We start from the raw sequence: 11,777 nt of genomic DNA on the forward strand, positions 1-11,777 counted from the left end.
GCAGGAGTGGCCCCAGTGAAGGGCAAGACTGTGGCAAAGATGAAGGAAATGATCGGGGTCGACGTAGGCGGTACCTTCACCGACATCGTCTCCATCAAGGACGGCCGGATCGAGACGACCAAGGTAGCCACCAACGTCGTCGAGAGTTACCAGGGTGTGCTCGAAGGTGCGGCCGAGGTCGGTGTCGAGTCGGCGGCGGTGTTCAACCATGCGAGCACCCACGGTCTGAACGCGATCATCACTCGGCGGATACCGAAGATCGCGTTCCTGACCACCGAGGGCCATCGGGACATCCTCGACATGGCGCGCGGCTGGCGGCCGGCCGAAGGGAACACCGATCCGACCTGGCGTCGCAGCTTCGGCGACGCAACCGCGCCGATCGTTCCGCGCTATCTCCGCCGCGGAATCCGCGAGCGGATCGGCGCAGATGGTTCGATCGTGATCGAGCTGGACGAGGAGCAGGCCCGCGAAGAGCTGAAGGTGCTCGCCCGCTGCAAGGTCGAGGGCGTCGCGATCTGCCTGCTCAACTCGTACGTCGACGGCCGCCACGAGAGGCGGTTGCGTGAACTCGTGCGGGAGGAGGTCGGCGACGTCGCCTGTTCCATCTCGAGCGAGGTTTCCCCGCTAGCGCGCGAGTACCCGCGCGCGTCGACGACGGTCGTCGACGTGCTGTGCAAGAAGATCTACGGCCCCTATTCGAAGCGACTCGAAGCCGGTCTCAGCGAGCTCGGGTTTACCGGTGACCTCAACTTCGCCGACTGCGCAGCAACTCTGGCGCCTGTCGATGTAGCGATGGAGCGGCCCTCGCGCATCGTCTTCTCGGGGCCTGCCGCCGGAACGGTGGCGTGCGCGCACCTCGGTGCGATGATCGACGAACCCAACCTGCTGTGCGTCGACATCGGCGGTACGTCCAGCGACATGAGCGTCGTCACCGGCGGAACCCCTTTCGTCAATACGACTTTCGAGCTCGAGCACGACCTGATCGTCAATACGCTGTCGAACGAGATCATCAGTGTCGGGGCAGGCGGCGGCAGCATCGTCAGCATCACCCCGACCGGCGAGCTGAAGGTCGGACCGGAAAGCGCAGGCGCCGATCCCGGACCTGCGTGCTACGGGCGCGGCGGCGAGCAGCCGACCACCACCGACACTTTCCTGATGATCGGCATCCTCGACCCGAAGCGATTCGCGGCCGGTCGCTCTCGACTGGACCCGGAGTTGGCCCGAAAAGCGTTCGAGCGACTCGATACTCAGGCAAGTCTGGCCGAACGGGTCCGGTTCGCCTACAAGATGGCGGTCAACAACGTCGCCGAAGGTGTCTTCGACGTCGTCGTCAAGAACGGAGTCGACCCTCGCGACTACGCGATGATTTCATTCGGCGCCGCGGGGTCGATGATGTTGCCGGCACTGCTCGACATGATCAATCTCAAGAGCGTCATCGTTCCACCCCACCCAGGCTTGTTCTCGGCGCTCGGGCTGGTCAGCGCCGATCAGGTGCACGCCGACAGCCGCACCTCGTACCTGGTCCTGACGCCGGACGCCGCCGACGAGATCAACGGCATCTACTCCGATATGGAAGCGTCGATGCGGCGCACGCTCGGCGACGACGCCGACCGAGTCACGTTCGTCCGGACTTTCGACGGTCAACTGATGGGACAGGTGTGGGAGACCCCGTTCATCGAGGTCCCCGGCGGTCCGATCACCGCCGAGACGGTCGGGCAGATGATCGCCAACTTCCACGACGGCTACGAAAAGCGCTCGGGCAACCGCTTCGAGGGCATGCCGGTTCAGGGGGTTACCTACCGTCTGACCGCCATCGTTCCGACCACCAAGGTCGAATACGCCCGACCGCTCCGACGCCCGGCGGGCGAGAGACTCCAGCCGGTCGGCACGATCAGCCTGCGTTACCTCGAGGAGAACGACATCACCGCGGCCGAATACGAACGCGACGCTCTCATGCTCGATGACGTCATCGACGGCCCCGCCGTGATCCGGGAGCCACTGTCGACCACGTTCGTCCTGCCCGGCCAGACGGCCCGTGTGGGCACTGTCGGCGAGATCGTCATTACCCGGGCAACCGACAGCACCGGCGTTTCCGAGGAGAAGTAACCATGACCACCACGATCCCTGCCCCGGTCGCCGGCGCCGACATCCTGCTCCGTGACCTCACCGACGCGCAATTCCGGGAACTCTACGACTGCGACCGCTTCACGGCGACCGTGCTCTCCAACCGGCTGAGCTACTCGGTGCAGCACGTCGTCACTGGCCTCCTGCACCGCGCCTTCTCTCCGATCATCGCGCTGTCGTACGACTTCGCAGCCTGCATCTGTGCCCCGCCGGAGCAGGATTACACGATGAGCGCGGTCACCAGCGGCCTGTCCGTGTTCCTCGGCACCATGTCCGACGGTGTGCGGGTGGCAGTCGAGGAGTACGGACCCGAGCGGCTCGTACCCGGGGACCTGCTGATCTGCAACGACGTGTACCGAATGGGTAACCACCCGAACGACGTCTGCTTCATCCGGCCGGTGTTCCACGACGAGAAGATCGCCGGGTTCATGGTGCTGCGCGCCCACCAGCTCGACATCGGCGGCGACGTACCCGGCGGGTTCTCCGGCACCAAACGCAACGTCTACGAGAACGGCCTCGTGATCAGCCCGCGCCTGCTGTATCACGCGGGCGAACCGGTGCGGGAGACGTTCTCGATGATCTTCGACAACGTGCGCATGTCCGAGCTCCTGCTACCGGACTTCAAGACTATTCAGGGCTGCTGCACCCTGGGGGAGCAGCTGATCCACGAAACCATCGAACGCTACGGCATCGAGGCCTATCTGGGCAGCCTGCGCTACGCCTGCGACGCCTCCGCGGAGAGCATGCGCCACGCCATCGCCTCGATCCCCGACGGAGACTACGAGGGCGCCGGGTCCGTGGACGCCGACGGCGTCGACGCCGACGAGGAGTACGTGGTCAAGGTAGCGCTGCGCAAACGCGGGACGAAGGTCGAAGTCGACTTCAGTGGCTCCTCGAGGCAGGCCCGCACCTCCATCAACGCCGGCGCACTCGACGCCAAGTCCGCGATCGGCGTCGGATTGAAGATGCTGCTCGCACCGGGCAGCGATTTCACTTCCGGCACCTTCCGTGATATCGACCTCGTCATCCCCCCGGGAACGATCACCAGCGCCCTGCCGCCCGACGGTGCAATCTTCTGCTACTGGGAAATCGAGGCGGTGATCTTCACGGTGCTCCTCCGGGCGCTGGAGCCGGTGCTGGGTGCCAAGGCGATCGGCGGCGACTTCGGCTCGACCAACGTCCACAATGCCAATGGCGTCGGACCGGACGGCACACCCTGGTTCTGCTCGGCGATGGCCGGAGGGGAGAACGGACCCTGGGGTGCATCGCAGGTGGGGGACGGCGACAGCTGCTCCTGCAACTACCTGCTCAACATCATGTCGCCCTCCACCGAGTCACTCGAAGTCGACTTCCCGCTGCGGATCATGCGCCGCGAATACATCCCCGACACGGCCGGAGCCGGCCTGAACCGCGGCGGCGCCGCGATCGCCCGCGACATCCAGTACACCCAGGCGGCCCAGCACCAGACGATGCCGCTGCGGTTCCGCCGGCCCAGCGGAATCGGCGTGCACGGCGGCCATGATGGCGCCCTCGGCGGAGTGTGGATCTTCGGCCAGGACGGAGCGCCGACCAGCGGCACCGGCATCCTGGTCGACTCCGACGACTCCGTCTACACCGATTCCGTCGCCGTCGCCGGCACACTGAACCCGCAGACGCAGGTCCCCGACGTGGACGGCTCCTACTTCTACTTCGGGCAGACCCCGATCTGGACCACGAAACCCGGAGCGACCTGGCGATACCTGACAAACGGCGGCGGTGGGTGGGGTGACCCGCTCGAACGCGACCCCGAACGCGTCAAACTCGACGTCCGCGACGGCTACGTCACCATCGCCGGTGCCGAACGCGGCTTCGGCGTCGTGATCACCGGCGACCCGCACTTCGACCCCGAGGGCCTCCACGTCGACGTCGAGGCCACTCGGCAGCGGCGAACTACAGCCAAGAAGCCCGGCTGACGCCACGGCACTCTGAAAATGGGATGGGGTGCCCGGCGCGGTGGCGCCACACCCCATCCCATCTCCCTCTATCGGACTTGTCACTCACACGGAGGTGCTCACATGCGCGCACAGATCACCAATTTCAAACTCGTCGTCAGCGACCTCGATCGATCCCTCGCGTTCTATAGCGTCTTCGGCCTGAAGGAAGCGGTACGGCTCGAGTTCGCCGATCCGGACGTGACCGAGGCATTACTCGAAGATGCAACGGGAACAAGGGGTCTCGTACTCCTGCACGGCGACGTCATGCCCGTTCCTTCCGCCTCACCCGGGTGGGCTCCGCTGGTGGTGAATGTCGACGATATCGACGCCGCCCGCAAGGAGATCCACGACGCCGGGTTCGAGCTGGCGGTCGAGCCGCTGAGTCTGGGCGCCGTGAACATCTGCATGGTCGCCGATCCCGACGGGTATCTCGTCGAGATCGTCTCCGGGAATACCGACACCCTGGACGGCATTCCCACGGGCCAGAAGATTCCCCATCCGATTCCGCACATCCATCAGAGGAAGTAACACTCACACCGAGTGAGCACCCACATCCAACTCGCCGAAGGAGAACGAATCCATGAAGACCGATGTGCGGTTCCCGAGCAGCGGCATGATGCTTGCAGGACACCTCTACACCCCCGACCACCCGACCTCGGCACGGCTACCTGCCATTGTGGTTGGGCACCAGACGACCGCGGTGAAGGAGCAGTCGCCCGCGCTTTACGCCCCGCGCCTCACGGAAGAGGGCTTCATCACGCTGACGTTCGACGCGGCCTACCAGGGTGAGAGCGAGGGCGAACCACACGGCCTTGAAGACCCGTTTCAGCGGGCCGAGGACTTCCGCAACGCCGTGTCGTACCTGACCACCCGCGACGACGTCGATCCCGAACGGATCGGCATACTCGGCATCTGCGGGTCGGGCTGCTACGCCCCCTACGCCGCGCAGACGGACCACCGGATGAAGGCCGTGGCCGCCGTCAGTGGAACCGACGTGCCGGGCTTCTTCCGAGGCGGCGACCCCGACGGCTTCGCGAAGATGGTCGAGCAGGCCGGCCGCCTGCGCAGCGAGGAAGCGGCAGGCAAGGCCGCGACCCTCGTGGACGCGCTGCCGGACTCTGTCGACGATTCCACCCCCGGTCCCGTTCGGGAGTTCTTCGACTACTACAAAACTCCACGCGGCCATCACCCGCGCGCGACCAACAAGTGGGTGGCGCGCAGCGCTGACCAACTCGACCAGTTCGACTCCTTTGCCGACGCCGCCAAGATCGCGCCACGGCCGCTGCTGATGATCGCAGGCACGCAAGCGGTCACACTGCCCGACAGCCAGCGGGCCGTGAAGAACGCCGGCGAGACCGCCGAGCTCTTCACGATCGAGGGCGCGACCCACGTCGACCTCTACGACAAGGACGAGTACATCACCCCCGCGTTGGTAAAGCTGACGGAGTTCTTCACCAAGCACCTCGCCGACGCCTGACATAACGAACCGGCCACGTTCCACAGGAGACAACCACGGTGCCCACCATGCAGCAACCGCAGGACTGGACCGAACCCGGTGCTCAATTCGTCGCTCCGGGCGTACACCGCATTCCGCTGTCCCTCCCCTTGGACGGGCCGGCAGCGGTCAACTCCTACGTGCTCGAGGGTGCCGACGGCCTGCTCGTCATCGATCCCGGCTGGGTCGGCCCGGAAACCGAGCAGGCCATGACCGCCGCGCTACGGCAACTCGGCCACCGACTCGACGACATCACCGTCTGCCTGGCAACACACCACCACGGAGATCACTACTCGCAGGCATTCGCGTGGCGGACGACGCTGGGCTGCGCACTGTTCGCGGGCCGAGAAGAGCGCCACAGTATCGACAGTTTCCTCACCGATGTGGGACGGTTTCCCAATCATCCGCCGTTGCTCACACGGTGCGGGGCAACGAGACTCGCTGAGCGTATCGCACGAAATGGGGAAGCCAGGGAAGGGGCCGACATCGCCCACGGCCGACCGGAAGGCTGGCCCGACCACGGTGACGTGATTCCACTACGCGACGGGGCGCTCGAGGTGATTGCCACCCCGGGACACACCCGAGGGCACGTCGTCTTCCAACACGCCGACACCCGAATTCTGTTCTCGGGTGACCATATTCTGCCGCGGATCACGCCGTCGATCGGTTTCGAGTGGGCACCCGAACCGTATCCGTTGCGTTCCTATCTCCGCTCCCTCGAACTCGTTCGAGGTCTCCCGGCACCGCACTGCTGCCTTCTCACGGCCCCGTCACCGCCAGCACCCGCGATCGAGTCGACGAGATTCTCCACCACCACCGTGAGCGTCTCGACGAAGTGTGTGAGCACATCGCTGCCGGCGCGACCGCGGCCTACCACGTGGCGAAATCGATGCGAAGGACTCACCGAAGGCGGCAACTCGACGAACTGCCACCCGAGCACCGGCTGTCCGCCGTCATGGAGATCACCGCCCACCTCGACGTACTCTCCCTGCACGGCAGGCTGAAACCACACTGACGGCACCACGACGCGCCATTAGGCCCTCGCCCGCTGATCGACTACGCGGCAAATCGGTCTGAGTTGGTCAAGCCCGCGCACACCCGACTCAGCTCAACGAAGCCATTTCCACGGCTTGTCCCAGTGGCCGGGGGCGGCACGAACGGAAGCTGTCCCAACTGGCCCGGCGGTGGGATGAACGGCAGCTGCCCCAGCTGTCCGGGCGGTGGAACCACGTCGGGTACCGAGATACCGGGAATCGGCGGTGGCCATGGATCAGCATTAGCCGTGCCGGTGCCGAGCCCAAGTGCGCTGACGCCAAGCGCACCGGCGATCACGGCTGCCGCCACGGTCTTCTTCGAATTCATCGTGAACTCCTTCTGCGGCTGCTCGACCTCGTGCTGTGGAGTAGGCGCGCCGGTTGCACCCTTCTATTGTGCGCACTTCGGGGGGCGCTGTCGCCTGCCCGGGGCGGAAGTTCCGGTGCCGTCAAACGCAGCGCGCACCGGATCCAGCTGCCCGATCCCGCTCGGTGGACGGACGGTGCGGCTTACGATTGAGACGTAAGCCTTGCGGCTCATTCCCTCTGGTCGCGTGCCCAGCCGAGTACATCCCACGGAATCCGACAGCCGGTCTCGCCAAGAGAGCGAGTAGCCGGTGCGTCGAGTATCGGAGGGACGTCATGAGCGCAACACCCACATTGAAGAAGGCGCTGAGCCAGCGGCAGCTGACGATGATTGCGATCGGCGGGGTGATCGGCGCAGGCCTGTTCGTCGGCTCGGGTGTCGTCATCGGCGACACCGGGCCGGGGGCCTTCATTACCTATGGGCTTGCCGGGGTCCTGATCATCATGGTCATGCGGATGCTGGCCGAGATGGCGGTGGCCAATCCGTCGACCGGATCGTTCGCCGATTATGCCCGCGCCGCGTTGGGCAACTGGGCCGGCTTCTCCGTGGGCTGGTTGTACTGGTACTTCTGGGTGATCGTCGTCGGTTTCGAGGCGATCGCCGGGGCGACGATCATCCAGTACTGGATCGACGTCCCGCTGTGGTTGGCGGCGTTGGTTCTGATGATCTTGATGACGGCGACGAATCTGTTCTCCGTCTCGTCCTTCGGCGAGTTCGAATTCTGGTTCGCCGGGATCAAGGTGGCCGCGATCGTGGTGTTCATCGGGCTGGGCACATTGTTCGTGCTCGGCTTGTGGCCGTCCAAATCACTCGATTTCTCCAACCTGTGGAGCCATGACGGGTTCCTTCCGTTCGGCGCCATGGCCATTACCGTCGGTGTGGTCACGGTGATCTTTTCCATGGTCGGCGCCGAAATCGCGACGATCGCCGCTGCGGAGTCGTCGGATCCGGAGCGGGCGGTGACCAAGGCCGCCAACTCGGTGATCGTGCGAATCGCCGTGTTCTTCGTCGGCTCGACGTTCCTGCTGGCGACGATCCTTCCGTGGAACGACGAGGATGCGGCCGCGTCCCCCTTCGTCGCCGCGTTCACCGAAATGGGTATTCCGTACGCCGACCACATCATGAACGCCGTGGTGTTGACGGCGGTGCTGAGTTGTCTCAACTCGGGCATGTACACCGCATCGCGCATGTTGTTCGTGCTCGCTGCGCGCCGGGAGGCGCCCGCGCAGCTGGTCCGGGTGACCCGTCGAGGGGTGCCTGCCATCGCGATTCTCGCCTCCTCGGTGGTCGGTTTTCTGTGTGTCATCGCCGCGGCAGTTTCACCGGACACCGTCTTCGTCTTCCTGCTGAACTCCAGCGGTGCGGTCATCCTGTTCGTGTACCTGCTCATCGCCGTCTCCCAGATCGTGCTGCGGTACCGCACCCCGGACTCGGAGCTACGGGTCAAGATGTGGCTGTTCCCGGTGTTGTCGATCATCACCGCGGCCGCGATCGTGGCGATCCTGGTGCAGATGGGCCTGCAAGACGACGTGCGGTCGCAGCTGGTGTTGAGTTTGGTGTCGTGGGCAGTCGTCATCCTGCTGTTCCTCGCCAACAAGTGGTTCGTGGGTCGGCGGCCGGTCGTGGAAGGCGTCGCGGCGACGACACGACCTCACCGTGTGCTGGTGCTGGCGAACCAGACCGTCCAGTCCGAGGAAATGCTCGACGAGCTTCGTCGCATCGACGCGGATCGGGATGCCACCTACTTCGTGGTCGTGCCGGCCAGCCCGATCGAGACCGGAACTGCCGCCACCCACGGTCCACTCGACGTCGCGGAAGCCACCCGAGAGGTCGCACAGCAGCGGCTGGACGACACGCTGGCGACCCTCCGCGCGGAGAACCTCGAAGCCGACGGTGAGTTGGGCGACTACCGGCCGCTGCGGGCCCTGGCCGCGGCCGTCGACTCGTTCCGTCCGGATCAGATCGTCATCTCGACACTGCCACCCGAAGAGTCGGTGTGGCACCGCTTCGACGTCGTGGACCGCGCCCGCGCCGAGCACTCTGTGCCGGTGACGCACGTCGTCGTCACCCCGGTCGCCGCAGAGGGATCCCCCCGATGACGATCATCGCCGGCTTCAGCTCGAGCCGTCAGGGGACCGCGCCCCTCAACCTGGCGGTGCAGATATCACGCTGGACCGGTGACAAGGTTGTGGCCGCGGCGATCGTGGAACGGCCGTGGCCTGCGAAAGACGACCCCATCGAACGCGAATACCTGGGCTACGTCACCGAGCAGGCTTCGCGCGCACTGGACAGGGTGGTCGGCCAGCTGCCCGGGGGCCTGGACATTCCCCGCCTCGTCTACCAATCCGATTCCATTCCAACAGGTTTGATCGAACTCGTCGCCGACCACGACGCGCGTTACGTCGTGGTCGGGTCGTCGTCGTCCGGGTTGCTGGGCAGGGTGACACTGGGCAGCGTCACCGAACGACTGGTCCATACCGCGGCGGTGCCCGTCGCGATCGCTCCGCGCGGCTACCCGCCGGTGCCCGAGTCGATCCGCCGGATCACCGTCGCATACGGAGGCGAGGCCGATGTCAACGGGCTCGTTGCTGCCACCGCCGAGCTGGCCAGGCAGTGGCCGGTGCAACTGCGGATCGTGTCGTTCACGGTGCGGCCGATGACGATGTTCGGTGGCGCGATCGAGCGATCGACGGAGGACCTCGTGGTCCAACAGTGGGCGCGCCGGACGCGCGACGACATCATCAAGCAGCTCAACGTAGTTCGCGCCCGAATCCCGGTACCCGACGTAGACGTCGTGGTGGGCAGCGGCCATGACTGGCGCGAAGCGGTGGAGGCCGTCTCCTGGGAAGCCGGCGACATGCTGGCGCTCGGGTCGGGCGCAGCCGGACCCGCGGCCCACGTGTTCCTCGGCTCGGCAGCCTCGAAGATCCTGCGTCACGCACCGGTGCCGGTGCTGATCGTTCCCAGAAACAAGGTGACGGCCTAGGCGTCGTTCGTGCCCATCCGCGAGAAAACATGCCGTCGCAACGACTAGGACGTTCGTTGCTGGGTACTACTCCCGTACCGATCCGTGTCGCAGGGGAGGGACCATGACAGCCGAGAACCACGGCGACCGCACCGACGTCGACAAGGCGCTGCTCGGGCACACCACCTATCGCAGCCTCGGCGAACAGCAGCTCTCACCCGCCGAGGAGCGGTTCGAGAAGGGCCGCCGCACGATCGGGCTGTTTCTCGCGCCGCTGATCACGATCGGCTTCCTCGCCCTGCCGATCGACATACCGCCCAACCAGCAGACGTTGGCCGGCGTGCTGCTCGGCGTCATCGTGCTGTGGGTGACCGAGGCGGTGCCGATCCCGATCGCCGGGCTGCTCGGGGTGGCGATCGTCGTATTTCTGGGCGTGGCGCCGGCCGACGAGGTCCTCGCCGCGTTCGGGTCGTCGACGATCTTCACGTTCATCGGAGCGTTCATCCTCGCCCAGGCGATGCTCAAGCACGGCGTGGCGCGGCGGTTCGCGTTTCGGATCCTGACCCTGCCGCGTGTCGGCCAGTCCACTACCGGCGTGATCGTCGCGTTCGGCGCGATCACGTGCGGGCTCTCGGCGTTCGTATCGAACACCGCGACCGTGGCCATGCTGTTGCCCACGGCACTGGGAATTCTCGGCGTCATCGCGAAGGTCATGCAGCACCGCGGCGTCGTCGCCCCGGACTTCGACCCGCTGCGCCTACGGGTGGGGGCCGCGATCATGCTGATGCTCGCGTACAGCGCCAGCGTGGGCGGCTTGCTGACGCCGGTGGGGAGCCCACCCAACCTCATCGGACGCGGGCTCATCGAGGAGGCCACCGGGGAGCGGATCAGCTTCGGGCAGTGGATGGTGATGGCCATCCCGATCTGCCTGCTGATGTTCATCGCGCTCGCCATCATCCTGCTGCGCCTCAACACGCCCGAGATCCGGCGCATCGAAGGCGTCGCCGACTACCTGGCGGAACAGCGCGCAGAAATGGGCCCGCTGTCGCGTGCCGAGAAGAACACGCTCATCGCGTTTGGAGTCACGGTGACGCTGTGGATCCTGCCCGGCGTCGTCGCGGTGATCGCCGGCAACGACTCGGATCTCTACGCCACGATCAGCGACCGACTCGACGAGGGCATGGTCGCGGTCTTCGGGGCGGCGTTGCTCTACCTTCTGCCGACCGACTGGGAGAATCGGGAATTCACGCTGACCTGGCGGGACGCAGCAGAGATCGACTGGGGCACGATCGTGCTGTTCGGCAGCGGCATCATCTTCGGCGCACTGCTCGCCGACACCGGACTCGCCGAGACGATCGGCACATCCGTCGCGGACTCGCTGGGCCTGACGAGCGTCGTCGCCATCACGATCTTCGCGGTGCTGTTGGCCATCGCCGTGTCGGAGACGACGAGCAACACGGCGTCGGCGGCGGTCGTGGTGCCGATCGTGATCCCGGTGGCGGTGGCGGCCGGCGTCAACCCCTTCGTGCCTGCGCTCGCGGCCACGTTCGCCGCCTCGTTCGGCTTCATGCTGCCGGTCTCGACGCCGCAGAACGCGGTGGTCTACGGCTCCGGAGCCGTCCGGATCACCACGATGATCCGAAGCGGTATCACCTTCGACATCGTCGGCGCGATTCTGATCATCGTCTTCCTGCCCTTGATGATCGGAGTGGTCGGCCTCGGCGGTGGGTGATCAGTCGGTGCGGCCACCTGAAGATGTTGTTACAGCCCCGGCAGTTCTGTCCGGGTGACGTTTTGGCTCCCCTAGGGTGCCTGGTGT

9 protein-coding genes are annotated in these 11,777 nt (G+C 65.8%); 8 read left to right on the forward strand and 1 reads right to left on the reverse strand.

Annotated elements, in window-relative coordinates:
- The first annotated feature begins 15 nt into the window (after positions 1-15).
- The 5 genes from OYT95_RS23190 to OYT95_RS23210 all read left to right on the forward strand — a co-directional run bounded on the left by OYT95_RS23190 (position 16) and on the right by OYT95_RS23210 (position 6,596).
- Entirely contained in the window at positions 16-2,106 is a 2,091-nt protein-coding gene (locus OYT95_RS23190) for a hydantoinase/oxoprolinase family protein (RefSeq protein ID WP_268789208.1), read from the forward strand.
- Between the two features lie 2 nt (positions 2,107-2,108).
- The gene (locus OYT95_RS23195; protein ID WP_268789209.1) at positions 2,109-4,076 is read left to right on the forward strand and encodes a hydantoinase B/oxoprolinase family protein; all 1,968 of its coding nucleotides are present in this window, start codon (positions 2,109-2,111) and stop codon (positions 4,074-4,076) included.
- Positions 4,077-4,178: 102 nt separating this feature from the next.
- Entirely contained in the window at positions 4,179-4,625 is a 447-nt protein-coding gene (locus OYT95_RS23200; RefSeq protein ID WP_268789210.1) for a VOC family protein, read from the forward strand.
- Positions 4,626-4,677: 52 nt separating this feature from the next.
- On the forward strand, positions 4,678-5,574 hold the full coding sequence (locus OYT95_RS23205) for an alpha/beta hydrolase (RefSeq protein WP_128640993.1): 897 nt from the start codon (positions 4,678-4,680) through the stop codon (positions 5,572-5,574).
- 47 nt (positions 5,575-5,621) lie between these two features.
- A complete protein-coding gene (locus OYT95_RS23210; RefSeq protein WP_268789211.1) occupies positions 5,622-6,596 on the forward strand; it encodes an MBL fold metallo-hydrolase in 975 nt (324 codons plus the stop codon).
- A 52-nt stretch (positions 6,597-6,648) separates the two neighbouring features.
- On the opposite strand, the gene OYT95_RS23215 is transcribed toward OYT95_RS23210, so the two are convergent.
- Complete coding sequence (locus OYT95_RS23215) at positions 6,649-6,954, reverse strand: hypothetical protein (protein ID WP_268789212.1); 306 nt, start codon at positions 6,952-6,954, stop codon at positions 6,649-6,651.
- Between the two features lie 314 nt (positions 6,955-7,268).
- On the opposite strand from OYT95_RS23215, the gene OYT95_RS23220 reads away from it, so the two are divergent.
- The 3 genes from OYT95_RS23220 (at position 7,269) to OYT95_RS23230 (ending at position 11,690) form a co-directional block, all read left to right on the forward strand.
- Positions 7,269-9,092 (forward strand): amino acid permease, encoded by a 1,824-nt coding sequence (locus tag OYT95_RS23220; protein ID WP_268789213.1) that lies wholly within the window; start codon positions 7,269-7,271, stop codon positions 9,090-9,092.
- Positions 9,089-9,979: a universal stress protein gene (locus tag OYT95_RS23225; protein WP_268789214.1), complete on the forward strand. Its 891-nt coding sequence runs from the start codon at positions 9,089-9,091 to the stop codon at positions 9,977-9,979. The genes OYT95_RS23220 and OYT95_RS23225 overlap by 4 nt, the downstream gene beginning before the upstream one ends.
- Positions 9,980-10,082: 103 nt before the next feature.
- Positions 10,083-11,690: an SLC13 family permease gene (locus OYT95_RS23230; protein ID WP_037229860.1), complete on the forward strand. Its 1,608-nt coding sequence runs from the start codon at positions 10,083-10,085 to the stop codon at positions 11,688-11,690.
- Positions 11,691-11,777: the final 87 nt, after the last annotated feature.

This window comes from Rhodococcus sp. JS3073 (assembly GCF_026810085.1).
GTDB classification, from domain to species: domain Bacteria; phylum Actinomycetota; class Actinomycetes; order Mycobacteriales; family Mycobacteriaceae; genus Rhodococcus_F; species Rhodococcus_F wratislaviensis.